Origin of the sequence: Bacillus jepli (assembly GCF_047238305.1) — a bacterium.
GTDB lineage: Bacteria > Bacillota > Bacilli > Bacillales > Bacillaceae_L > Ferdinandcohnia.
The window spans coordinates 3,365,457-3,388,953 of sequence record NZ_JBDFMO010000001.1 but is presented as its reverse complement, the minus strand read 5'-3'; the positions used below and the strand labels follow the sequence as shown (position 1 = coordinate 3,388,953).

Sequence of the window (23,497 nt, the reverse complement as noted above, 5' to 3'; positions counted from 1 at the left end):
ACCTCTCCTTTCCTGATAGTTTGATAGTCTTACAACATTGGGATATCGACTCCCTTTTCCTTTGCGACTTCAATCGCCTTTTCATAACCGGCATCCGCATGGCGTACAATACCCATGCCCGGATCAGTTGTAAGGACTCTACGGAGTCGTTCTTCTGCTAAATCTGTTCCGTCAGCAACCACAACCATTCCTGCATGTAGTGAATAGCCCATCCCGACTCCACCACCATGATGGACAGATATCCATGAACCACCAGCGGCCACATTAATTAAAGCATTTAATATAGCCCAGTCACCTACCGCATCACTACCATCCTTCATGCTTTCCGTTTCGCGGTTTGGTGAAGCAACAGAACCGCAGTCTAGGTGATCCCGACCAATTACTATTGGTGCTTTCAATTCACCTTTTCGGACCAATTCATTAATGGCAAGACCCATTTTTACACGTTCCCCGTATCCAAGCCAGCATATTCGAGCTGGAAGCCCTTGGAACTCCACTTTTTCCTGTGCCATTTCTATCCAGCGAAGCAATGCTTTGTTTTCAGGGAGTAGTTCCTGAATTAAGGCATCTGTTCGATAAATATCTTGCGGGTCACCGGATAGAGCAGCCCAGCGGAATGGTCCTTTCCCTTCACAGAATAATGGACGAATGTATGCAGGAACAAAGCCAGGAAAGTCAAATGCATGATTAACACCTTCGTCTTTTGCTATTTGACGAATATTGTTTCCATAGTCAAATGTTACGGTTCCTCTACGTTGAAATTCTAGCATTGCTCGAACATGCTTTGCCATGGAGGCAGATGATAATTCAATATATTTCTTAGGGTTTTCCGCACGCAATTTATTTGCTTCTTCAATAGAATATCCTTCTGGAACATACCCATTTAACGGATCATGAGCAGAAGTCTGGTCAGTCGTCACATCAATTTGGATATTGCGCTTCAGGATTTCATGATGCACTTGGGCTGCATTTCCAATCAATCCAACTGATAAGGCATCTCCGTTATGTTTAGCCTCCAGGGCCCACTTAATCGCTTCATCAATTGAATTTGTGATTCGATCACAATACTTCGTATCAATACGTTTTTGAATACGAGACTTGTCAACATCCACTGCGATGCAAACACCACCCATCATGGTAACTGCAAGTGGCTGAGCACCACCCATCCCGCCTAATCCAGCAGTAAGAGTAATTGTTCCTTTTAATGATCCGTTAAAATGCTGGCGTGCAACTTCAGCGAAAGTTTCATAGGTTCCTTGTAATATCCCTTGGGAACCGATATATATCCAGCTTCCTGCTGTCATTTGGCCATACATCATTAAGCCCTTTTTATCAAGCTCATGGAAATGCTCCCAGTTTGCCCATTTCGGTACAAGAACAGAGTTTGAAAGTAAAACACGTGGTGCGCCCTTGTGCGTCTTAAACACTGCGACTGGTTTTCCAGACTGAATTAACAGGGTTTCATCATTTTCTAAACGACGAAGAGTAGATACAATTGCATCAAAAGCTTCCCAATTTCTTGCGGCTTTTCCAATACCACCGTACACAACAAGTTCTTCTGGTTTCTCCGCAACAGCAGGATCTAAATTGTTATATAGCATTCGTAATGCAGCTTCCTGCTCCCACCCTTTACACTCAAGGTCTGTTCCTTTTTTTACATGTACGACACGATTTTGAATTGACACGGTTTATTCCCCTTTCAAAGTTAATTTCTAATTAGTACTAGATTGGCTGTCCACACTAGATTATTTTTTTTAAGCCACTCTGTTACCTTCTCTATATCTTCAGCGAAGATACGGTCTTCAGTTATCGACGGAACAATCTTTCTTGCTTCTTTATAAAAGGCAAGAGTAACGGGTGACATTTTGTGTGTGCCACGATATTCGACTGCCTGCAAAGCACAAATACATTCAATCGCTAAAACTCGTCGTACATTTTGTATAATTTGATAGGCATGGCGTGACCCGATAGTCCCCATACTCACATGATCCTCCTGGTTGGCTGAAGATGGGATGGAGTCTACACTTGCAGGATGGGCGAGTGTTTTATTCTCAGATACGAGTGATGCAGCCACATACTGCATAATCATTGCTCCCGATTGTAAACCAGGTTGAGCACTTAAAAACGGTGGCAAATCATTTAGCTGTGGGTTCACAAGTCTTTCGATTCGGCGCTCAGAAATACTAGCAAACTCCGCAACTGCAATTTTCATAAAATCCATCGCAATGGCGATAGGCTGTCCATGGAAGTTTCCGCCTGAAATAACCAAGTTTCCATCTTCAAAAATTAACGGATTATCAGTAGCTGCATTCATTTCAATTTCTAGCTTTTCTTTTACATAGTCTAATGCCTGCCAGGAAGCTCCGTGCACTTGTGGAATGCATCGTAATGAATAGGCATCCTGCACTCGCTTTTCTCCTTGCCTTGTAATCAATTGACTTCCTGATAAGAAGTCACGAATTCTCTTAGCTACATCCATTTGCTGTTGATATCCACGTGCCTCATGTATAGCAGGATGAAAGGCATCAATAATTCCTTCAAGACCCTCAAGTGTTAAAGCTGCAATCATATCACTTTGTAGAGCTAGCTGTGTGGCTTCTAACCAATTGACCACACCCATTGCAGTCATTGCTTGGGTACCATTAATGAGTGCAAGACCTTCCTTTGCCTGCAGAACAACTGGCTGAATTCCCTCTTTCAAAAGAACATCCTGTGTCGCAAAAATCTTTCCGTTGAAATGCACTTTACCTTCTCCTAGAAGAACAAGGGCTAAATGTGAAAGTGGAGCTAAATCTCCAGAAGCCCCAAGTGAACCCTGCTGTGGAATAACTGGATGTATTTTCATGTTTAATAAAGTTACTAGACTTTCAGCAATGACAGGACGAATCCCCGAAAAACCTTTCAGTAGTGCATTCAACCGAAGTAAAACCATGGCGCGTGAAACAACTTCAGGGAAAGGTTCGCCAACTCCACAGGCATGAGAGCGAATTAAATTAAGCTGCAGATCATTTACATCATCATCGGCAATGATGACATCACTAAATTTTCCAAATCCTGTATTGATTCCATAGATGGTTTTTTTATCAGTCACTATTTTCTCAACCGCTTTACGACTCTGTACTACTTTTTGAAGTGATTCTTTACTTATGGTTACTTGCTCATAGTCATAACAAATCCGTTTGACTTGTTCTAATGTTAACGACTGTCCTGTTAACTCAACCATACGCATCCCCCTAACTATTTATGTGTCCATTACGTGTTCTAGTAAATGAGTCATAAAAAAGAAAAGAGGCGATAATGGCATAGAGATACCATCATCGCCTCCTATTAACTAAAGGACTATAGGCAATGTAAACATTGAATTATCGTTTTAAATATGATTGATTCCGAGACCAATGGTTTCGTGTTCAAGCCCTTTAATAGGAGCACCAATTGTTCCATAAAAGGCCACTGCAATCCATTCGCCTTCTTCCTCATTTGTATAAGGTGTCCCTCTAACGATTGCAAAACGAAGACCCACTGTCCGACTGATTTCGCCGATTGCCGTTTGCCCTCTTGTAACTCCTTCGATTCCTTCGATAATTGCATGGTACAGGGCATGGGTTTCACGGTATTGTGACTCATGAATAAGGCCATGACGCTTAGCGGCTGTTTCAACAGCAGCAATCACCTTCTGCATATTCATCGAACCAACTTTTCCTTGACAGTATTTAATATCCTGTAATGAACGAGAAAAAAATTGCATTTCATCTTCGGTTAAGGTTGCAAGTAGTACAGCAATTTTACCAATTGCTATTTTTTGACTCATAACTAAGAACCTCTAATTTCTGAATTTTCCTATTATCTATTAACTACTTTTATTGTAATGGTCAGCCAATCCAAATGTCAATGAATTTGGTAAATTTTAGTATATTACTATAGTAGTAATCTACCATGTTAAAGGTTTAAGCATATTTTTGATACACGATACTACCTTTGATTACATCTTTTTCATGTTGGTTTACCGCAACAACATCAAAGATTAGATTGTTTTCGTCTATTCTTTTTAATGTTGCTTTAAGTGTGATCACGTCATCTAAAAACACCATATTCCGAAATCGGATTGAATAGGTTTTGATAAAACCTTCCTCGTAAAATGGTGTAAAAAGCTTTGCAAGGTTCCCCATTGTCCACATGCCATGTGCGATCACACCAGGCAACCCCGCTTTATGTGCTTCATCATCAATGGTATGGATTGGATTGTAATCGCCGGAAGCACCTGAATATTTAATTAAGTCCATTCTCGAAACGGGTGGAAGCTGGACACTTTCAAGAGATGATCCAATTTCAATATTCGTTAATGAACTCATGCCATCATCCCCTTTCTAACCGTTTCTGTAATTATAACAACAAGCTTAGAAGAAAAAATGAGATTCCCATTTATGTCCTCCCCATTTTCACTAATGGTTAAAAAGCCCATCGACCCTGTAGATCCTTTTTTCTCCACGTATTTTTCTACCTTTGAGTAACAATAAATCTCTTCTCCAACTAATAATGGTCTTTCATAATTGTAAATCTGCTCACCATGGATGAGTCCTTTTTCAGGTAAAACGAACCCCTCAATATTTCCGAAGTCTAATACTCTTGGAAATGTCGGTGGTGCAATATTTGTTTTATATCTAGAAGCTTTACCAAACTCTTCAACCATAAAAATGGGATGAGGATCGCCAATTGCCTCTGCAAATCTCTTGACAGCTCCTCTTTCAACGACATTTTTTACTTTTACTGATTGTTTGCCGATAAAATCTTTATACACCAATATCACCCCTTAATCTTTTGGAATCTCTGTAACCTATGATGTATAACGTTATTGTATTTGGAAATTTCAGTTAATACAAGAAGAGCGTGAAAAATCCACACGGAATTCCGAGTGGATTCTATTTACAATCACTCAAAATCAGTCATATTTGTATCTGGATTTGAACCGATTCTGTCATTTTTATTAAGTGCAGTGATTATTTCCATATCTTCTTGTGTAAGTTCAAAGTCAAAGACATCAGCATTTTCTTGAATTCTTTGTTCTTTAATAGATTTTGGAATCGTTACTACGTCGTTTTGAAGATCCCAGCGTAAAATAACCTGTACAACGGATTTATTGTATTTTTGGCTAATTTCTATAAGAGTTGGATCATTAAGTAATTCTCCGCGCTTAAGTGGAGACCATGCTTCTAATTGAATTCCTTCTTTTTTACAGAATTCATGCAATTCTTTTTGTGTCAGATGTGGATGGTATTCAACTTGGTTTACCATTGGTTTGATCTCGGAATTATTGATTAGATTTTCAAGATGATGAACATGGAAATTACTTACGCCAATCGCGCGTACACGTCCGTCCTTGTATAGCTTTTCAAGGGCATGCCATGTTTCAATATACTTGTCTTTTCCCGGCCAGTGGATGAGATATAAATCTAAGTAGTCAAGACCAAGTTTTTGAAGGCTTGTTTCATATGCTTGTAGTGTAGATTCATAGCCCTGGTCACTGTTCCAAACCTTAGATGTAACAAACAGCTCATCCCTATTAATACCTGACTCTCGAATAGCCTGTCCTACACCTTCTTCATTTTTATATACAGCAGCCGTATCTATACTTTTATAGCCGTGCTTGATTGCCCATTTTACAGAATCAATGACTTCTTGACCCTCTTGCACTTTAAAAACCCCTAGGCCAAACCATGGCATTTTGACTCCATTATGTAAGGTCGTTGTATCTTGAAGACTTCTTACCATATGTATCCTCCTCATAATTGAAAGATTTACCATTAATAGTTTCTCACATGCTATGCTACTTTTCAAATAAGATTGTTACTAAAATAAAAAAAGAGAGGTTCGCCCTCTCCAAAACTAGTTCTTATTTGATTTTGGTTCAATATCATCATCCTCAAGGATGCCTTTTGTAGCCTTTTTAAATTCTCGAAGTGTTGTTCCTGCTGCTTTACCGAGCTCTGGCAACTTTTTTGGTCCAAATACAAGCAGCGCAAAAAAGATAATTAATAATAATTCTCCGAAACCAAGGTTTCCCATGAACATTCCACCCTAAAACGAAATGTATTGCACACTTATTTTATTCCTCTACTGTTAGTTTTTCAATTCGAATTTTTTATATTTGCTACTTGAACCAACCTTTTTCTTTTGACTGTGTAATTGCTTCTATACGATTCTTCACTTCCAGTTTGTCTAAAATAGTAGAAATATAATTTCGGACAGTGCCAGTTTTTATTCGTAGCTTTTCAGCGATTTCCTTCGTGTTTTTTCCATCAGCAACAAGTTCCAGTACTTCTAGTTCACGTTCAGTTAACGGGTTTTCATCTGCATATAAATCATCCATTAACTCAGGAGCATATACACGTTTACCACTCATCACACTACGAATGGAATCAGCCAATTCGTCACTTGGGCTGTCTTTTAAGAGGTAGCCTTTCACACCAGCTTTTAGTGCACGTTGAAAATATCCAGAACGGGCGAAGGTTGTTAAAATGATTACATTGCAGTCCAGGTTTTTCAACTCCTCAGCAGCTTCGAGTCCAGTTTTAACTGGCATCTCAATATCCATCATGCAAATATCTGGTTGAAGCTCCTTCACAAGCGAAATTGCTTCCTGCCCATTATTAGCCATACCGACAACTTCCATATCGTCCTCTAAATTTAAAAGTGAGCCTAATGCGCCGAGGACCATTCTTTGGTCTTCCGCAATTACGATTCGAATCATAAAAGTCCCTCCACTTCGACCTGTTTACGTACATTTGGAATGTGAATAATTAAAATCGTTCCATCATTCATCCTAATTTCGAGGCTTCCATTTACAAATTCTAAACGTTCTCTCATTCCTTGTAATCCATGACCATCGTTCACATCTTTATCTGGAATGATCCCAATCCCATTGTCCTTAATGACTAAGCGAATCTCTTCTTCAAACTGTGCGATTTCTATTGTACACCGAGTCGCTTTACTATGTTTCACCACATTGTTAATTGCTTCTTTTATTAACATGCTAATGATATTCTCGTAGAATAATGAGACATCCTTTAGTGTTTCATCTTCCTTATACTCAAATTCAATTTCAGCTGCACGCAGTATTTCTTTTACACGGGCAATTTCTTCATGAATACGAATACCCCTCATTTGGGATACCATTTTTCGAACTTCATTTAATGCTGTCCTTGCGGTTTGTTGGACATCGATTAATTCAAGTCGTGCTTTTTCCGGATCTTTTTGTATGAGTTTCCTTGCTAAGTCACTTTTTAGACCAATCATGGAGAGTTTTTGTCCTAATGTATCATGTAGGTCACGTGCAATTCTTTGCCGTTCTTCTTGTTTTACTAGTTCGGCAATTCGTTTGTTAGCATCCTCAAGTTGTTCTTCTAACTTCTCTTGTTTCTTTTTATTATAAATATTAAAAGGCAACAGAATAACGCTAATCCAAATAATGATGTTAAATGGCAATTGGGTTATAAACACCTCATCCTGAATCACGAGATTATAATTGATTGAGAATGTTGTGGCTACAAGGTGTATGATGTATAACGTTAAGAAAGCAACCCGGTTTTTAATATGGCCATTGTAATATGCAATATAGAAAGCAAAATAAATAAAGGCAAATAGTATAGACATGGTTAATGAAATCCCAATTAAGATTGAGGTCCATAAATAAACTGGCCATGTTTTCGAGATAAAAGCAAATCGTAATGAAAGGAAAAAGATAACCGTTAAGATGAGTCCAGCGATAATTTCAGGTGTCGATGATGATTGAAAAATAAAATAAAACGGTAGTATACTCATGACTGCCCAAATATAAGGTGAAACCCCCGACCATTTTTGAAAAAGTGAATATTTCTTCATAGGATAGACCCTCATTTTATTCGTGTTTTTTCTGTATCATATCATAATAAGCTACAGGAAAACCCAGCTTATTTTTCTAAGCTGGGAATTTCATTTACATTCTTTTGGTCTGCAACCATTTCTTTTATTTTACCATAGCCTACAAAAACTTTTTCATCTTCATCCCATAATCGGAATTTCAGTGATTTTAAGCTTGTTTTTAACGTAATGGTAGGTACATGCTGAAGTGGAGCTGTTTGGTTGTGCACCTCTTCAAGCTTGTAATTCGGAACACGTGGGCTTAGGTGATGCACATGATGATAGCCGATATTCCCTGTTAACCACTGCAATGGTTTTGGAAGCTTATAAAACGAACTACCTTCTACAGCAGCCTTAACATATTCCCAATTTTCATCTTCCTCAAAATAGGAATCTTCAAATGTATGCTGAACATAAAATAACCAGACACCCGCAATTCCAGATACCATAAAAATCGTTCCTTGTACAATTAAAAACGACTGCCAGCCAATCGCCAAACATAAAATAGTCGCTAATCCTACGATTCCTGCATTAGTTATATAGGTGTTGATACGTTCATTTTTTCTCGCTTTTCTTCTGTTAAACCGATTTTCAATTAAGAACACAAAAATTGGTCCTAAAATAAACATCACAAATGGATTACGGTAAATTCTGTAGCAAAGACGCTTCCAAGGAGTTGCTTCCATGTATTCTGCAACCGTCATTACCCAGATATCACCCGTACCACGTTTATCTAGATTTGAGCTAGTGGCATGGTGTACGGAATGGTCATGTCCCCATTTACTATAAGGAAATAATGTTAAGATTCCAGAGATAGTACCAATGATTTTATTCGCCTTCCGATTTTTAAAGAATGAGTGGTGACAACAGTCATGAAAAATGATAAAAATCCGAACAAGAAACCCTGCTGCAATCACTCCAAATACAAATGTCAAGATATAAGAAATGTTTAATGAATAATAGGCAAGTACCCATAATCCAAGATAGGGAATTAATGTGTTGAAAAGCTGAAAAAGACTAGCCTTAAAGTTTGACTTTTCATATGGTGCAACTTGTTTCCGTAAACTTCGCTGATCTAATTTGTTCATATAATCTTTCCTTTCTTTTTTTCTCGTTTCATATTTTTTAATCTGATTTTAAGAATAATTAGGTATTGTGCTGACAAAATGTCAACTAAGTTTTCTACACTTTTAATGATATAGGAGAAAAAAGATTTCCACTAGACATAGGTGTCATGTGATTTACATGATAAATGTCATATATCGTTAGGAATATTTAAAATATACAAAAAATTAACATTCTAAATAGGCTAAAACCCATTTTTTGTGCTATAATTAAAAAACAGAATATTTAAATTAAACTCTTGTGAAAAACTTTTCTTAAAGGAGGAAATCTATGTACAAATTAAAAGACAAAGAGAGGATTTTTATTTATACGGGTCCAGATGGTTCTGGCAGGAAAACATTAGGCAAAATGGTTGCAACTGCATTTGATATGCAAACCGTTCCCTCATTCACAACTCGAAGCCCCCGCCCTTTTGAAAACAACGGAGAAGATTACCACTTTGTTAGTAAAGAAACCTTTCAACAAATGATGCAGCAAAATGAATTTCTAGAAAGTGTCGAGATTGATGGACATTTTTATGGAATACGTGAAATTGACATTGTAAAAATCTTCAAGAAGCACAAAGTGGTTTACTTAACACTTAACCCAGAAGGGGCCGATCTCTTGAAGCGAATGTATGGAGATAAGGCGATCCGGATTTTTGTGTATGCTGATCGTGATACGGTACATGAACGTCAAAAAGAACGTGGGGATAGTGCCGAAGATATTGAAAGGCATATGAACCATTATGATGAAACAATGGCCTATAAAAATTCATGCGAGCACGTCTTTGAAAACTATGACCTACCTCAAGTCTCTTATCAGATTAGCGAAATGATTGAAACGTATCTTGATCGACAGTTAATTGCTGATGACTATTAATAATGAAAGCCCCAAGCGGGATAACCTCTTGGGGCTTTACTATTATTATAGGCTATTAAATGCTTCTGTTAGAACAGGGACAACCTGTTTCTTACGGGAAACCACACCTTTTAATTCTGCTATTTTGTTTTCAAGTGTAACATTAAATGCTTTTTCTACTGCAGTTATTTTCTCTCCTACTGCAAGGCCAACAGAGTCATTATTCAAAATGTCAGTAATAACAAGTAAGAATAAATCAAGTCCGTTATTATTAATTTGTTGATTCATTACTTCTTCAAGCTCGCTTTGTCTTGAAAGTACGTCCTGTGGGTCTACTACATTCACTTGAGCAATTTGAACTTTGTTTTCATTCATTGAGAATTCTTTTGAATCTAATGAAACCAATTGTTCTGCAGTCTTATCACTAACATTTGCACCAGCTTTTAACATTTCAAGACCATAGCTTTCAGCGTCTACCCCTGCAATTTCTGCCAATTCACGTGCTGCTTGAACATCTTCTTCAGTACAAGTAGGTGATTTGAATAATAGCGAGTCAGAGATAATCGCTGATAACATTAAGCCAGCAATCTCTTTTTCGATTTCAACATTGTTTTCTTTGTATAGTTTATTAAGGATCGTTGCTGTACAACCAACTGGCTCTACACGGAAATACAATGGATCGCTTGTTTCGAAGTTTGCAACACGGTGATGGTCGATAACCTCTTTGATCTTTACATTTTCTAGTCCTTCTGCACTTTGTTGACGTTCGTTGTGGTCCACTAAAATAACAGATTGAACTTCATTTGCTACATTTTCCACTAAACGTGGGGCTTCAGCTTTAAAATAATTCAATGCATATTGAGTTTCACTGTTTACTTCACCTAAGCGCACAGGCTCCACATCTAAACCTAGTTTCTTTTTTAGTTCTGCATATGCAATTGCTGAACAGATTGTATCAGTATCTGGATTCTTGTGACCAAAAACTAGTACTTTTTCCATTTTTGCATTACTCCTTATTGCTTAATATGTATGATGTACTCTCTCATTTTACACAAAGATTGGATTGGATTAAACAATTTTAGACATATTTATTCATTTTCATCTTCTAAATGTTCTTTACAAAAATTATTCACGGTTATTTCTTCATCTTCCTCAAGTTCAAAATCAAGTACTTTTTCAGTACCTCTTTCATAAAAATAATATTGGGCAATTCGTTCACCCTTCTGATCCACCGCATAAATCACTTTTAATTCAATTCCATTTTCAGAATATAATTCATCCTCTTCGGGAACTTCGATATCCAAAAAGAACTCATAGCGATCACCTTCTAAGATTCCTGTTGGATCCTTTAATTTTTCAACCGAGTATCCGGTAATATTCATCCTTGCATTGCCACCCTTCTTATTGAATACAATCCGTACTTATTATACACATTCTTTCCTGATCCGTGAAAAAATTTCCAAACAAAGGACTAATTTTACTCATAACTATCAAATGGGTGTCCCAGGGAATTGGAACACCCATTTGATTCTAATAATTTACCATGGAAACATTCTTCTACGCTCATTTTCTTGAGCACCAAGAACTTCGTTTTCTTGATTGTGTCTGCGGTCTTCAACTCCACCTACATTATCAAAGTCACGTCTGTTATGTCTTCTTTTGTCATTTGTTTCAATGATAATAACCTCATCAGCATTGATAATTACTCTTTCTGCATTGATTACTTGACGTCTTCTATTTTCATTTCTATTTTCACTTCTATTTTCACTCATGTCGTTTTCACTCCCTTCAGACTAATACTATAAAATATGGGAAAGTAACCGACTTGATTGGACTCATATGACAGGACGTCTATCCATTTTTACATAGTTTATTAGGTTTTAGCTCATAGGACACCCCGTTTCTAAATAGAATATTATTAATCCCAATTACAAAGGAGTTGTCGTCGAATGGCAGTAATGAATAAAATGGCATTATTTTTTGTGGTTCTATACTCCGGCATCATCTTGATGAATACGTATTTAGGGGAAACAGAACGGGTCCAATCGAATGTCGTTATTTTTGTATTAAATGGATTTGCATATATTGTGTCTGCGATAGAAATGGAAAGAGAAAAACATGAACTTGTCGATAATCGATCAACAGCATAAAAACGACCGCTTCGAGTTAAAGCGGTCGTTTTTTAACATTATGGTGTGTTGTTCAAAATTTTCTTTCTAATATGTTCAGCAAATTCCTCTAATAATTCAACTGAATTAATATCGGTTTCAAATAACGGGATATAAAATTTTTGTTGTGTTGGAAATTCTTTTTCAATTATTTTGATATATTCTTGTTCATTATCTTTTCGTCTTTTCAAAAATTCTCCGTCAATATTTTCGGCTAAAACTTTATTAATCAAAAGAGTATTGACCGATATTTCATGTCTTTCAAGTAATTTCAACGAGTTTGCTGTTTCAATGATCGGCAGACGTTCTGGATTAAGAATGAAAATAAATCCTGTCAGTTCGTTGTTTAAGATGATTTTCCTGACATCTGTATAGCGCTGCTTTCGACGTTGTAGCACTTTATAAATGGGATCATCAATCGGTTCTCCATCATTTAATAACTGCGTATAGGTCTCATTTCGCTTCTTTCTTCTCTCAAGCATTCCGTCAATCCATACACTCATTAATTCTGGTAATGTAAGTAGTCGAATTGTATGTCCGGTAGGCGCCGTATCAAAAATAATCGTATCATAATACTTTCCTTTGTCCAGGATGATTGAAACAATGCGATCAAATAGAGCAGCTTCTTCTGCCCCAGGAGATGAACTAGCAGCATCGATTTGCCGATTTACCTCATCTTGCATATGTGAGTTGACAACACCCTGTATGTTTTCTTTAACTGTTTTAATATATTTTCTTGATTCCAATTCTGGATCGATTTCGATTGCCTCCAAGCCGGGATAAACCTCGAGTGCTTGGTTTTTTAATGACTTATGAAAAATATCCCCTACATTATGGGCAGGATCAGTGGATACAAGCAACGTTTTTAGTCCTTGTTTGGCATGTATGAGTGCTAATGCAGCGGCACTCGTGGACTTACCTACACCACCCTTTCCACCTACAAATACTATTTTTTTATCTCCAATCATTTTGTTCCCTCCATTAACAACAACGTATTCCTGTAAGTGGAGATTTATCCATCCCCATTCGTAAATGCCATTCATGAAATTTTTCAAGCATATAAGGATAAAGCTCTAATGTGTAATAAAAGGCAGGGTTTGGAAGTCCAAGAGTTTCTGATAAACATAGAAGTAAAAAAAGGTCATCTTCATCTCTTAATTCCCGCGCTATTTCTGTACGATGATTAACTGAAAGAATATCATCGTATAATTGAAGCATTCTCTTTAAAGCTTCTAATCCTTTCATTTCATCACCCTCATTTTATAAAGAGAAAAAGGAAACCTGCTTACGATCGTTTCCTTTTTCATCAAGTATTTACATATTTGAATCAAAATTTGGCGGTGTTTCTTTTTTACTAAGTTCTCTAAAGGCAGTTAGTACAATCCAAACGGCAAAAATCAAAATAATACTTCCAAGAATGAATAATAATAAATTTCCCTCTGCTGCCCCTACCCCTGCCCAATCGAATATAACCTGCTGAACCATCGCCCATACGGTCATGACGAGTAGGAATAGCATCGGGATAAGAGTAACTAAATAATTTCGGCCTAATCGCTTCAGCCAAACCGAGATTAACATTAAACTAATTGCAGCTAATAGCTGGTTCGACGTACCGAACAGAGGCCATAATACATAACCACCTGAACCAAATCCGTTAGGACCCTTCGGTAAAAGAACTAATGCTGCACTCGTTACAACGGCAACTGTTGTGGCAACATGCGCTTTTTGTAAGGATGGAACTTTATATTCAGAACCTAGTTCTGCAATAATATACCTCATTAAACGAACAGAAGAATCTAATGTTGTAGCAGCGAAACTAACAACGATAATAGCAATAATTGTGGCTGCAATATCAGCAGGAATGCCAATCCCTGTAGCTAGCTGAGCGCCTCCTGAAATAAAGTTTCCTAGCCCACCAGAATTTGCAGCAGAAAAACTACTATATGCTGCTTTAAAGTCTCCGGCATTTGCAAATAAAGTGATACAGGCAATGATTGAAATTAAGGCTAAAAATCCTTCACCAACCGCTCCAAAATATCCTACGAAGCGTGCATCAGTCTCTTTATCCAATTGCTTTGATGATGTCCCGGAGGATACAAGTCCATGGAACCCAGAGATTGCACCACAAGCTATTGTGATAAACATGAGTGGCAACCAGGATTTGTCGGTCGCATCATGATTCATCATTGGTGCTGTTACTTCTGGATTTAAAAACACTAGACCTAAATACATAATGGCTAATCCAATTACGAGTTGATGAGAGTTAATATAATCTCTCGGTTGTAACAATTTCCAAACAGGCAGTGTTGAAGCAAAGTAGCAATAAACCATTAGGATAATAATCCAAACGAAGAAGGCCATTGACACACCGCTAAGGTCGAAAAGACTAGTGGCATCTGCTCCACCAAAATAGCTAACTAGATCTATTTGTAAAGCAGGCACTTTACTTGTAAGAACAGCTGAACCATACATGATAATTAGTGACACAATGGATGGAAGTAACATACTGCCTTTTTTTCTATAGACGGCATATCCAATCCAAATGGCAAGGGGAATTTCGATAAATACGGGAATGACGCTTGCTGGAAATTTGATAAATAAATTGGATATAACCCATGCAAATACAGCGTTAACCATTAACACTAAAATCAGGATGATGAATAAAAACAATATCTTTGCTTTTTTACCGATTAATTTATCGGCAAGTGTACCTACTGATTGACCTTTGTTTCTGACTGAGAGGACAAGTGTACCAAAATCATGAACACCTGCGGCAAATACAGTACCTAAAACAACCCATAATAACGCAGGTCCCCACCCCCAATAAACAGCAATAGCAGGTCCTACTATTGGCGCTGCACCTGCAACGGAGGTGAAATGATGCCCCCATAAAACATGTTTTTTGGTTGGTACGAAATCAACCCCATCACTAAATTCATGAGCAGGTGTAACAAAATTTGGGTCAAGACGATAAATCTTTTCAGCAACAAATTTTGAATAATACCGGTAGCCTAAAACAAATACAATAGTTCCAAAAACAGCAATCCAAATTGCACTCAAGCTTATCCCTCCAATACAATTTTTTGTAGTAGGTATTAATACTTAATGTACATTTTTATGTTAAATCTATTTTGTAAGCGTTGTCAATACTATTGTCTAAAAAGTCGATATTTTCAAAAATCGACAATTAAAACTGTAATATTTGGTATTATGTTTTTACTAACTTTAATCATCGGACATAAGAAATCCCGCAAGATTAAATTCTTGCGGGTTGGTGTTTCGTTTATGAAAGTAATGCACGGTCATTTGTCATCTTTGCGCCTCTGATTCTTTGGAACTCATCTAGCAATCGATCAACAGTCAAATCTGCTTTCTCCTGTTCATCTACTTCTAGAATTATTTGTCCCTTATCCATCATAATTAGACGGTTCCCTAAATCAAGAGCTTGCTGCATATTGTGAGTGACCATTAATGTAGTTAGATTGTATTTTTGCACAATTTCTTTTGTTAAGTTCGTAATTAATTCAGCACGAGCTGGGTCAAGTGCTGCCGTATGTTCATCTAGTAACAAAATCGAAGGCTCAGTGAATGTCGCCATTAATAGTGATAATGCTTGCCGTTCTCCCCCAGATAATAAGCCCACCTTCGCCGAGAGACGATTCTCTAAACCAAGATTAAGAGATTCTAGAACCTCTTTAAAATAGTCCTTACGTTTCTTAGTAACCCCTTTACGCAAGTTTCGTGTCTTATTTCGTGAGTATGCCATTGCTAGGTTCTCTTCAATGGTCATATTCGGTGCAGTCCCAGCCATTGGATCCTGGAATACACGTCCAATGAGCTTCGCCCGTTTATGTTCAGGTAAAAATGTAACATCTTTTCCAGCAACTTCAACTGCACCTGCGTCAGGAATGAGCACACCAGATATCACATTCATTAACGTGGATTTTCCGGCACCATTACTACCAATGACAGTTACAAAATCGCCCTCTTTTAAGTGTAAATTGGTCCAATCAAGGGCAATCTTTTCATCAGGTGTACCTTCATTAAAGATTTTATGAATTTGATTTAAGTGTAGCACTTCCCTCACCCTTTCCTTCTGAAGGTGCACTGTTCATTTGTACAAGTTGTTGTTGTCGTTTCGCTCTTCTGCTTTTTTCTTTTGTTCCTTCAAGAATTTTAGGCAGGACTAGCGCAATGATCACGATTATCGCCGTAATTAATTTCATGTCTCCTGGCTGTAAAAACTCCACACGCAGTGCAAGTGAAACAACGATACGATAAATGATAGCTCCACCAATAACTGCAAGTGTTGCCCTTGCAATGGTTTTGGCACCAAATAAGGCTTCACCGATTATAACAGAAGCTAAGCCAATAACGATCATCCCAATCCCCATTCCAACATCAGCAAAGCCACCTTGTTGTGCAATCAGTGATCCAGAAAGTGCAACAAGGGCATTGGATAGACCCAATCCAAGGATGGTCATTAAGTTTGTATTAGCAGAAAAACTGGAAATCATCTTTTTATTATCTCCAGTTGCTCTTACTGCAAGACCAATTTCTGTACGTAGGAAAAGATCAATTAAAAATTTAATAATAAATGTAACAACAATCATGAAAAGCAAGATGCCCCATGTTTTAGGTAGACTATTGCCTAAACTAATTGTTGATAAAATATTATTAAAAAATGAATCTAATCCTAAAGAAGACGATACTCCAGATACGTTTGTAAATGTTGTATCAATATTTAATAATGAAACATTTGATTTCCCCATTATTCGTAAATTGATTGAATAAAGAGCGATCATCATCAAAATACCAGATAGTAATGCATTAATTTTTCCAACCGTGTGAAGTAATCCAGTGATACTACCTGCAATAAATCCAGCAACAAGTGCTAGAAGAGTTGCGATAAAAGGATTCACTCCATTTGTGATCAAAATGGCGGAAACAGCAGCTCCTGTAACGAAGCTGCCGTCAACCGTCAAGTCTGGAAAATCTAGGATACGGAAGGACAGGTAAACACCAATTGCCATGATTGCATAGATGATTCCTGATTCAAATGCCCCAAATAATGCCGTAAACATGTTGAATCATCCTTTCTTTTATTCCCCTTCGTAGATGTCAGCAATCTCTTTCCATTCAGGTTTAATTTCAATACCTTGTTCTTCCGCTGCTTTTTTGTTAATGAAAAGCTGTAGGCTATCAGGAAGTTCAACTGGAATTTCAGAAGGCTTCTTCTCACCTTTTAGAATCTTAGCAGCCATTAGTCCAGATTGGTATCCAATATCATAGTATTCAAATCCGCTTGCTGCGAATCCACCCGCTTTCATTGAGTCAAGCTCACCAACGAATAGTGGAATATCTTTTTCATTTGCCACTGAAATAATAGAATCTAACGCTTGAACTGCAGTGTTATCAGTTGGAATATAGATGGCATCTACACGCCCAACTAAGCTTTCAGCCGCTTGCTTTACTTCAGCAGTTGTAGAAACGGAAACTTCAACTAATTCCGCACCACCTTGTTCAGCAAATTCTTTTACTTGCTCAACCTGAACGACAGAGTTTTGTTCACCAGAGTTATAGATAACACCTATCTTCTTTGCTCCCATTTCCTCTGTAATAAAGTTGATTGTCGTTTTTGTCGCGTCTGGATGGTTATCTGTTGTACCCGTAATGTTGTCACCTGGCTTATCAAAAGCTTCTACTAAGCCTGCACCAACTGGGTCTGTTACAGATGTGAAAATAATTGGAATGTCACTAGTTGCATTAAGTGCAGCCATCGCACTTGGTGTTGCGTTCGCAAAAATTAAATCCACATTATTCCCTACAAGGTTTTGGGCAATTGTTGCAGTATTACTTTGCTCGCCCTGTGCATTTTGGGAATCAATTTTTAAATTTTCGCCTTCCTTAAATCCTTCATCTTCTAATGCCTTAATGAAGCCTTCAGTCGCAGCATCTAATGAAGTATGTGGTGCATATTGTGAAATACCAACTACAACCTGCTCTTTACCACTACTTTCACCCGCATCACCTGATGTGTTATCTGACGAACCACAACCTGCTAACGCAAGGAAACCAGCCAACAACACTCCTACAAATTTGCTTGAACTTTTCATGAATAATCCCCCTTATTTTCCTTTACACTTTTTGTTTATTCTAGTATTCTATTACTTTACTAGAATAATGATTTTTACGCACTTTAGTTTTACCGCAGTAAAGCAAAAAAGCGTTAATGTATGTCATTGTTTAATCGTTATATTATCACTCTAGGTGCATTGCGTCAATTATTTTCTGAACATTTTACACTTTCAGGTTATATTTTTTTCGTTAAGCAAAATACGAATTTTTGTTTTCCTGTGATAATACGTTTTAAATTTTTTCACTTAACAAAGACTAAAACCATATGAAGTTGCAATGGAGGTATTTGCTTGAAGCAATCTGAACAATGGTCTTCAAAAATTAGCTTTATTTTAGCTGCAGCAGGATCTGCTATTGGATTAGGGGCCATTTGGAAATTCCCTTATGTGGCTGGTACTAGTGGTGGAGGCATTTTTTTCATTATTTTTCTTATTTTTACCTTGTTAATCGGTTTACCACTTTTATTAGCTGAATTTGTAATTGGCCGAACGACACAAAAAAACGCGATAGAATCCTTTAAAGAATTGGCTCCAAAAACAAATTGGCACATCGTTGGGCGTTTAGGTTTCATTACAAACGCTATATTACTCTCATTTTATAGTGTCGTAGGTGGCTGGATCTTAATTTATTTGGTTAGCGGAAGTATCGGAAGATTAAATGGTTTAACGGAAACTGAGTATGGAAGTTATTTTGGAGAAACAATATCAAATCCATTCCTCGTAATTTTTGCGCAACTTGTATTTATGTTAATTACGATTATTGTTGTTGCTAAAGGGGTCCAATCTGGGATTGAAAAAGCAAGTAAATGGATGATGCCAGCACTTTTTATCCTATTTCTAGTCATTATCATCCGCTCGATTACTCTTGAAAACTCGCTTGAGGGAATCTTGTTTATTTTAAAGCCTTCTCTTTCTTCATTGACATCTGACACCATTCTTTTTGCATTAGGTCAATCTTTTTTCGCCCTTAGTGTTGGTGCCTGTACCATGTTAACTTATAGTTCATATCTTTCGAAAAAGGAAAACCTGGTACAGTCCGCGTTTTCAATTGTATTATTAAATATACTTGTAACCCTTTTGGCTGGATTGGCCATTTTTCCAGCGGTGTTTGCTTTCGATTTAGAGCCGGACGCAGGACCTGTTCTTTTATTTAATGTACTACCCACTGTTTTTAACTACATGCCATTTGGAATGGTTTTTTTAATTGCTTTCCTTCTCTTATTTTTATTTGCTACACTTACCTCTGCATTTTCAATGCTTGAATTAATTGTAGCCATATTAACTAAGGGTAATGTTCAGAGGCGAAAGTCATACGCTTGGATGTCGGGTCTTGTTATTTTTGTAGTTGGCGTACCATCAGCTCTTTCTTATGGGGTGTTAAGTGATGTTCATTTATTTGGAAAATCTATTTTTGATCTTGCAGATTACCTTGTAAGTAATATACTATTACCGGTTGGGGCTCTCTTTATATCCCTATTTGTTTCGTTTAAATTTCCACGTACAACTCTTTATAAGGAGATGCAAATGGGCAGTAGTCTTCCCATTTCTTTGTTAAAGGCGTGGTTCTTTATCATTCGGTATGTAGTACCGGTAGTAATCGCAATTGTTTTCTTGGATAGTTTAGGTGTTATTTAAAAAGGGTGTTCCAATTTTACTTGGAACACCCTTTTCTTCTTATTCTTTTTCTTCTTCGATTTTAGATGGAGATCCATTAATAATTACCTTTATTCTCATAATTCGTTTTTCATCCATTTCGATTACTTTAAATGTATGATTTTTGTAGTAAATTTGTGGATTTACATCCCCAGCTGGAATATAACCTAACTGACCAATTACAAAACCACTTAAAGTATCATATTCATCTGTTGGAAAGTCAATTTTCAATAGATCTTCAACTTCATACAAATTAATTGTTCCAGCCATGGAATAAGTATTTTCATCAAGCTGGATGAATTCTTCGTCCTCAATTGTGTATTCATCGTATTCGTCAAAAATATTCCCAACGATTTCTTCAATTAAATCCTCAATTGTAACAATCCCATCTGTCCCACCATATTCATCGATTACAATGGCCATATGAATATTGTTTTTTTGCATTTCCTTAAATAATTCATTTGTATGCTTTGATTCTAAAACAAAATAAGGATCTCTTAGTAAGTCTTTTAAGATGAAAGCAGTGTCATCACATTCATCAACAAATTTTATTAGTTCTTTTGAATGTAAGATCCCCACAATCTGATCAATACTCTCATCATATACTGGAAAGCGAGTATATTTCTCCACTGTAACTAAATGAATGATTTCTTTTAACGTGTAATCAAGTGGGATTGCAATAATATTCGTCCGATGTGTCATGATGTCTGATACGGTTTTATTATCAAATTCGAAAATATTATTGATCATAAACTTTTCTGATTCTTGTATTGTTCCTCTTTCTTTACCTACATCAACCATCATTCGAATTTCTTCTTCAGTCACATTTTCATCATCCGCATTCGGGTCGACTCCAAATAAACGTACAAGTCCATTCGTTGATAACGTTAGTAGCTTGACAAAAGGAGATGTTACTTTTGATAAAATCGTTAAAGGCCTTGCCGCAATTAAAGATATTTCCTCCGCCTTTTGTAAGGCAAGCCTTTTCGGTACTAGTTCACCGATTACTAATGTGAAGTAGGATAAAATAAGTGTAATGACTATCACAGAAAGGGAATCAATAATACTTGGTGCTACTGGAACACCAATGTCTACAAGCCAATTTGATAAGTAAGTAGCAAAGCTTCCAGCTGCAAAAGCACTTGCAAGGAAGCCTGCCAACGTAATACCAATCTGAATGGTCGCTAAAAAACCACTCGGATTTGACAAAAGTCTATGTAGTAAAATTGCTTTTTTATCTCCACTGTCTGCCATCATTTTTACTTTATTATCATTTAATGAAACCATTGCCATTTCAGAAGCCGCAAAAAATGAATTCAACAGAATCAAAACGACAAGGATTAAAATTTCAACTACCATAATAAATACCCTCCAATGATCAAAAGAACGAACATTATTTTATTAAATTCCCCTTCTCTTATATCCATTATGCTTATTTTACTATGAGTTACGAAATATGGTGGAAATCATGCTTAATTTTTATACTTTTATGTTGACATGAACAAAAATCACTATTATAATTTATCTTAAAGTTATATATCTTGAATTCAAGATAAATGATAGTAAAATAATATTTTTTGGAGGATTAAAAATGGCAAACACAAAATGGGCAGTAGATGCATCACACAGTAGTATTGATTTTTCAGTTAAACACATGATGATTGCAAAGGTAAAAGGTTCATTTGAGAACTTTGAAGCTACAATTGAAGCAGATCCTGCTGACTTAACAACCGCAAATATTGAATTCAATATTGACCTTACAAGCATTAATACAAAAAATGAAGATCGAGATAACCACCTTCGTTCAGCTGATTTCTTTGATGTTGAAAACCATCCATCAATGACGTTCAAATCAACATCAATTGTTAAAACAGATGATGGTGAATATGATGTAACTGGTGATTTAACCATTCGTGGAACAACAAAATCTGAAACCTTCCAAGTTGTATTTGAAGGTGCAGGAAAAGATCCATGGGGAAATGAAAAAGCTGGTTTCAGCGCAACTGGTAGCTTAAATCGTAGCGATTATGGTCTAGTATGGAATGCAGCACTTGAAACTGGCGGCGTTCTAGTTGGAGACCAAGTAAAAATCTCAATCGAAATTGAAGCAGGAAAAGCTGAATAAACAATGCAAAGCAGGCCCTAATATGAGCCTGCTTTTTAATATTCGTATAACAACGTAACAATTTTATCTTCAATTGGTTTTCCATGTGCATCGTTCATTAGATTATTCAATAGGATTGAAAAGATCAGGTCTTCCCCACTTCTTGTTTTCAAATAGCCAGATAGAGAACTAACCGTTGTGATCGTCCCTGTTTTTGCTTTTACCTTTCCCGCCATCTCTGGATTTTTTAAGCGATATCGTAAAGAACCACCAACAAGGCGTTCACTGTTTCCAGCAACCGGTAAAGAGTGTGAAAATGTAGGAAACCAAGCTTGGTGTTGGGCGGAATAAAGAAGCTTTGAAATATCATTAGCAGAAACTAAATTTACGTGTGAAATTCCTGAACCGTCTCTTATCACCATACTACTAGGATCAACACCTATTTTTCGAAGTTCTTCCTTCACGACATTTATTCCTTTTTCCCAGCTACCTTCCCCATATCGGACACGTCCCATCTCCTTAACTAATGTTTCTCCGTGGCCATTATTACTTAGCTTCATAAAAGGAATAAGAAGTTCATGTAGTGGTATGGATTTATCTGTTACAAGGAGTGCCGCATTTTCAGGTGTTTTAGCAATGCCTTCCGTTCCCATCACGTGGATTCCTTGCTTTGCCAATGATTGCTTAAATAAATCCAGTGCATAGCCTGTAGGCTCCCACACCGTCATCCACTCTTGAATAGGTTTTGCATGAACCGGGATTGTTCCTTCGATGATAATGACATTCTCTCCATGCTCGCGAATGATAGAAATTTCTTTCTTTTCTTCTTTTTGAACTGTTTTTGTGTTATTGATAATCTTTATGTAATTGCTGGAAGGTTGTAAAGAAATTTCTGCTTTGGCCCCCTCCTTCTTCCCCGGTGAAACCTCCACAATTATTGTTCCAGAATCATAATCCTTATTCGGGGATGCAGTTAATCCCGAAACAGCTGAACCATAATAATAAGTTTCATCACTCCAAGTTAAATCCATTGAATACCGCTCATTATCATACCAAGTATCATCTGCAATCACATTTCCAAAAATCACATCAACTCCAGATTTCTTAATTTTTTTCGCAAGTAAATCTAAATCTTCCTGAAGCAATGTGGGATCTCCTTTTCCTTTCAGATAAAGATTTCCAGTTAGTTTGTTTTCTTCGAGTTTTCCATCTGTCAGAATCTCGGTTGAAAACTGATGATCTTCACCAAGTGCTGATAAAGCTGTGGCGGCCGTGATGAGTTTTAAATTGGAGGCAGGTCTAAGTCTTACATCACCAGCGTGTTGATACAGGATTTCTCCACTTTTTGCTGACCTTACACTTATTCCGGCAATTGCTCCTTTTAATCTCGGTTCATTCATGACAAGCTGATTCAGTTGCCCGAACACTTGCTTTTGGCTCGCATTTGCATCTGCTACTTCTTGTTGTGGCATGATGACAATTACAAGCAGGATAATCGCAAACAGAAAATAATTTCGAGAGCTAATAATTGATTCCCCCTCTTCTAGTACTTTTTGTACAAGTTTGGAACTATTACC

At 37.1% G+C, this 23,497-nt stretch carries 25 protein-coding genes; 4 read left to right on the top strand and 21 right to left on the bottom strand.

Annotated features, from left to right (window positions below; genetic code table 11):
- Positions 1 to 29: 29 nt before the first annotated feature.
- The 10 genes from hutU to desA form a co-directional block, all read right to left on the bottom strand.
- Positions 30 to 1,685, bottom strand: coding sequence for a urocanate hydratase (hutU, locus tag ABC371_RS17350; RefSeq protein WP_412897933.1), 1,656 nt, complete (start codon positions 1,683 to 1,685; stop codon positions 30 to 32).
- Between the two features lie 20 nt (positions 1,686 to 1,705).
- Positions 1,706 to 3,223 carry a histidine ammonia-lyase gene (gene hutH / locus ABC371_RS17345; protein WP_412897932.1) on the bottom strand — a complete coding sequence of 506 codons (1,518 nt, stop codon included), beginning with the start codon at positions 3,221 to 3,223 and terminating at the stop codon, positions 1,706 to 1,708.
- A gap of 147 nt (positions 3,224 to 3,370) precedes the next feature.
- Positions 3,371 to 3,808 (bottom strand): histidine utilization transcription antiterminator HutP, encoded by a 438-nt coding sequence (hutP, locus tag ABC371_RS17340; RefSeq protein WP_412897931.1) that lies wholly within the window; start codon positions 3,806 to 3,808, stop codon positions 3,371 to 3,373.
- Positions 3,809 to 3,944: 136 nt separating this feature from the next.
- Positions 3,945 to 4,349, bottom strand: coding sequence for a MaoC/PaaZ C-terminal domain-containing protein (locus tag ABC371_RS17335; protein ID WP_412897930.1), 405 nt, complete (start codon positions 4,347 to 4,349; stop codon positions 3,945 to 3,947).
- Entirely contained in the window at positions 4,346 to 4,795 is a 450-nt protein-coding gene (locus tag ABC371_RS17330; protein ID WP_412897929.1) for a MaoC family dehydratase N-terminal domain-containing protein, read from the bottom strand. The genes ABC371_RS17335 and ABC371_RS17330 overlap by 4 nt, the downstream gene beginning before the upstream one ends.
- Positions 4,796 to 4,926: 131 nt before the next feature.
- A complete protein-coding gene (locus ABC371_RS17325; protein WP_412897928.1) occupies positions 4,927 to 5,766 on the bottom strand; it encodes an aldo/keto reductase in 840 nt (279 codons plus the stop codon).
- Positions 5,767 to 5,880: 114 nt separating this feature from the next.
- A complete protein-coding gene (locus ABC371_RS17320) occupies positions 5,881 to 6,060 on the bottom strand; it encodes a twin-arginine translocase TatA/TatE family subunit (RefSeq protein WP_412897927.1) in 180 nt (59 codons plus the stop codon).
- An 85-nt stretch (positions 6,061 to 6,145) separates the two neighbouring features.
- Complete coding sequence (locus ABC371_RS17315) at positions 6,146 to 6,745, bottom strand: response regulator (RefSeq protein ID WP_412897926.1); 600 nt, start codon at positions 6,743 to 6,745, stop codon at positions 6,146 to 6,148.
- Positions 6,742 to 7,875 carry a sensor histidine kinase gene (locus ABC371_RS17310; RefSeq protein ID WP_412897925.1) on the bottom strand — a complete coding sequence of 378 codons (1,134 nt, stop codon included), beginning with the start codon at positions 7,873 to 7,875 and terminating at the stop codon, positions 6,742 to 6,744. Before ABC371_RS17310 ends, ABC371_RS17315 begins: the two co-directional genes overlap by 4 nt.
- 68 nt (positions 7,876 to 7,943) lie before the next feature.
- The gene (gene desA / locus ABC371_RS17305) at positions 7,944 to 8,981 is read right to left on the bottom strand and encodes a Delta(5) desaturase DesA (RefSeq protein ID WP_412897924.1); all 1,038 of its coding nucleotides are present in this window, start codon (positions 8,979 to 8,981) and stop codon (positions 7,944 to 7,946) included.
- A 307-nt stretch (positions 8,982 to 9,288) separates the two neighbouring features.
- On the opposite strand from desA, the gene ABC371_RS17300 reads away from it, so the two are divergent.
- Positions 9,289 to 9,879 (top strand): guanylate kinase, encoded by a 591-nt coding sequence (locus tag ABC371_RS17300; RefSeq protein ID WP_412897923.1) that lies wholly within the window; start codon positions 9,289 to 9,291, stop codon positions 9,877 to 9,879.
- A 45-nt stretch (positions 9,880 to 9,924) separates the two neighbouring features.
- Here ABC371_RS17300 and ABC371_RS17295 read toward each other — a convergent pair whose 3' ends face one another.
- The 3 genes from ABC371_RS17295 to ABC371_RS17285 all read right to left on the bottom strand — a co-directional run bounded on the left by ABC371_RS17295 (position 9,925) and on the right by ABC371_RS17285 (position 11,630).
- Positions 9,925 to 10,857, bottom strand: coding sequence for a manganese-dependent inorganic pyrophosphatase (locus ABC371_RS17295; RefSeq protein WP_412897922.1), 933 nt, complete (start codon positions 10,855 to 10,857; stop codon positions 9,925 to 9,927).
- An 89-nt stretch (positions 10,858 to 10,946) separates the two neighbouring features.
- On the bottom strand, positions 10,947 to 11,240 hold the full coding sequence (locus tag ABC371_RS17290; protein WP_412897921.1) for a DUF6509 family protein: 294 nt from the start codon (positions 11,238 to 11,240) through the stop codon (positions 10,947 to 10,949).
- Positions 11,241 to 11,396: 156 nt separating this feature from the next.
- On the bottom strand, positions 11,397 to 11,630 hold the full coding sequence (locus ABC371_RS17285; protein WP_412897920.1) for a hypothetical protein: 234 nt from the start codon (positions 11,628 to 11,630) through the stop codon (positions 11,397 to 11,399).
- Positions 11,631 to 11,807: 177 nt separating this feature from the next.
- Between ABC371_RS17285 and ABC371_RS17280 the strand changes: the two genes are divergently transcribed.
- Positions 11,808 to 12,008, top strand: a complete 201-nt coding sequence (locus ABC371_RS17280; RefSeq protein ID WP_412897919.1) for a hypothetical protein — start codon at positions 11,808 to 11,810, stop codon at positions 12,006 to 12,008.
- A gap of 38 nt (positions 12,009 to 12,046) precedes the next feature.
- Here the strand turns inward: ABC371_RS17280 and ABC371_RS17275 are convergent, their stop codons facing one another.
- The 6 genes from ABC371_RS17275 to ABC371_RS17250 all read right to left on the bottom strand — a co-directional run bounded on the left by ABC371_RS17275 (position 12,047) and on the right by ABC371_RS17250 (position 18,142).
- Positions 12,047 to 12,994, bottom strand: coding sequence for an ArsA family ATPase (locus tag ABC371_RS17275; RefSeq protein ID WP_412897918.1), 948 nt, complete (start codon positions 12,992 to 12,994; stop codon positions 12,047 to 12,049).
- A 13-nt stretch (positions 12,995 to 13,007) separates the two neighbouring features.
- Positions 13,008 to 13,271: a cory-CC-star protein gene (locus ABC371_RS17270; RefSeq protein WP_412897917.1), complete on the bottom strand. Its 264-nt coding sequence runs from the start codon at positions 13,269 to 13,271 to the stop codon at positions 13,008 to 13,010.
- A 69-nt stretch (positions 13,272 to 13,340) separates the two neighbouring features.
- On the bottom strand, positions 13,341 to 15,086 hold the full coding sequence (locus ABC371_RS17265; protein WP_412897916.1) for a carbon starvation CstA family protein: 1,746 nt from the start codon (positions 15,084 to 15,086) through the stop codon (positions 13,341 to 13,343).
- Between the two features lie 223 nt (positions 15,087 to 15,309).
- A complete protein-coding gene (locus ABC371_RS17260) occupies positions 15,310 to 16,104 on the bottom strand; it encodes an ABC transporter ATP-binding protein (protein WP_412897915.1) in 795 nt (264 codons plus the stop codon).
- Positions 16,079 to 17,110: an ABC transporter permease gene (locus ABC371_RS17255; protein ID WP_412897914.1), complete on the bottom strand. Its 1,032-nt coding sequence runs from the start codon at positions 17,108 to 17,110 to the stop codon at positions 16,079 to 16,081. The genes ABC371_RS17260 and ABC371_RS17255 overlap by 26 nt, the downstream gene beginning before the upstream one ends.
- An 18-nt stretch (positions 17,111 to 17,128) precedes the next feature.
- Complete coding sequence (locus ABC371_RS17250; RefSeq protein WP_412897913.1) at positions 17,129 to 18,142, bottom strand: ABC transporter substrate-binding protein; 1,014 nt, start codon at positions 18,140 to 18,142, stop codon at positions 17,129 to 17,131.
- A 312-nt stretch (positions 18,143 to 18,454) separates the two neighbouring features.
- On the opposite strand from ABC371_RS17250, the gene ABC371_RS17245 reads away from it, so the two are divergent.
- Complete coding sequence (locus ABC371_RS17245; RefSeq protein WP_412897912.1) at positions 18,455 to 19,798, top strand: sodium-dependent transporter; 1,344 nt, start codon at positions 18,455 to 18,457, stop codon at positions 19,796 to 19,798.
- A 39-nt stretch (positions 19,799 to 19,837) separates the two neighbouring features.
- Here ABC371_RS17245 and ABC371_RS17240 read toward each other — a convergent pair whose 3' ends face one another.
- On the bottom strand, positions 19,838 to 21,175 hold the full coding sequence (locus tag ABC371_RS17240) for a hemolysin family protein (RefSeq protein ID WP_412897911.1): 1,338 nt from the start codon (positions 21,173 to 21,175) through the stop codon (positions 19,838 to 19,840).
- A 232-nt stretch (positions 21,176 to 21,407) separates the two neighbouring features.
- Between ABC371_RS17240 and ABC371_RS17235 the strand changes: the two genes are divergently transcribed.
- Entirely contained in the window at positions 21,408 to 21,941 is a 534-nt protein-coding gene (locus tag ABC371_RS17235; RefSeq protein ID WP_412897910.1) for a YceI family protein, read from the top strand.
- 35 nt (positions 21,942 to 21,976) lie between these two features.
- On the opposite strand, the gene dacB is transcribed toward ABC371_RS17235, so the two are convergent.
- Positions 21,977 to 23,392: a D-alanyl-D-alanine carboxypeptidase/D-alanyl-D-alanine endopeptidase gene (dacB, locus tag ABC371_RS17230; protein WP_412897909.1), complete on the bottom strand. Its 1,416-nt coding sequence runs from the start codon at positions 23,390 to 23,392 to the stop codon at positions 21,977 to 21,979.
- Between the last annotated feature and the right edge of the window lie 105 nt (positions 23,393 to 23,497).

Bases quoted from the DNA above. Each gene is read 5' to 3' on its own strand.
- ABC371_RS17325 (WP_412897928.1), bottom strand. From the start codon at position 5,766: ATGGTAAGAAGTCTTCAAGATACAACGACCTTACATAATGGAGTCAAA.
- ABC371_RS17255 (WP_412897914.1), bottom strand. From the start codon at position 17,110: ATGTTTACGGCATTATTTGGGGCATTTGAATCAGGAATCATCTATGCA.
- ABC371_RS17290 (WP_412897921.1), bottom strand. From the start codon at position 11,240: ATGAATATTACCGGATACTCGGTTGAAAAATTAAAGGATCCAACAGGA.
- ABC371_RS17320 (WP_412897927.1), bottom strand. From the start codon at position 6,060: ATGGGAAACCTTGGTTTCGGAGAATTATTATTAATTATCTTTTTTGCG.
- ABC371_RS17285 (WP_412897920.1), bottom strand. From the start codon at position 11,630: ATGAGTGAAAATAGAAGTGAAAATAGAAATGAAAATAGAAGACGTCAA.
- dacB (WP_412897909.1), bottom strand. From the start codon at position 23,392: ATGCCACAACAAGAAGTAGCAGATGCAAATGCGAGCCAAAAGCAAGTG.
- hutH (WP_412897932.1), bottom strand. From the start codon at position 3,223: ATGGTTGAGTTAACAGGACAGTCGTTAACATTAGAACAAGTCAAACGG.
- ABC371_RS17310 (WP_412897925.1), bottom strand. From the start codon at position 7,875: ATGAAGAAATATTCACTTTTTCAAAAATGGTCGGGGGTTTCACCTTAT.
- ABC371_RS17280 (WP_412897919.1), top strand. From the start codon at position 11,808: ATGGCAGTAATGAATAAAATGGCATTATTTTTTGTGGTTCTATACTCC.
- desA (WP_412897924.1), bottom strand. From the start codon at position 8,981: ATGAACAAATTAGATCAGCGAAGTTTACGGAAACAAGTTGCACCATAT.
- ABC371_RS17315 (WP_412897926.1), bottom strand. From the start codon at position 6,745: ATGATTCGAATCGTAATTGCGGAAGACCAAAGAATGGTCCTCGGCGCA.
- ABC371_RS17240 (WP_412897911.1), bottom strand. From the start codon at position 21,175: ATGGTAGTTGAAATTTTAATCCTTGTCGTTTTGATTCTGTTGAATTCA.
- ABC371_RS17235 (WP_412897910.1), top strand. From the start codon at position 21,408: ATGGCAAACACAAAATGGGCAGTAGATGCATCACACAGTAGTATTGAT.
- ABC371_RS17250 (WP_412897913.1), bottom strand. From the start codon at position 18,142: ATGAAAAGTTCAAGCAAATTTGTAGGAGTGTTGTTGGCTGGTTTCCTT.
- ABC371_RS17270 (WP_412897917.1), bottom strand. From the start codon at position 13,271: ATGAAAGGATTAGAAGCTTTAAAGAGAATGCTTCAATTATACGATGAT.
- ABC371_RS17300 (WP_412897923.1), top strand. From the start codon at position 9,289: ATGTACAAATTAAAAGACAAAGAGAGGATTTTTATTTATACGGGTCCA.
- hutP (WP_412897931.1), bottom strand. From the start codon at position 3,808: ATGAGTCAAAAAATAGCAATTGGTAAAATTGCTGTACTACTTGCAACC.
- ABC371_RS17275 (WP_412897918.1), bottom strand. From the start codon at position 12,994: ATGATTGGAGATAAAAAAATAGTATTTGTAGGTGGAAAGGGTGGTGTA.
- ABC371_RS17295 (WP_412897922.1), bottom strand. From the start codon at position 10,857: ATGGAAAAAGTACTAGTTTTTGGTCACAAGAATCCAGATACTGATACA.
- ABC371_RS17335 (WP_412897930.1), bottom strand. From the start codon at position 4,349: ATGAGTTCATTAACGAATATTGAAATTGGATCATCTCTTGAAAGTGTC.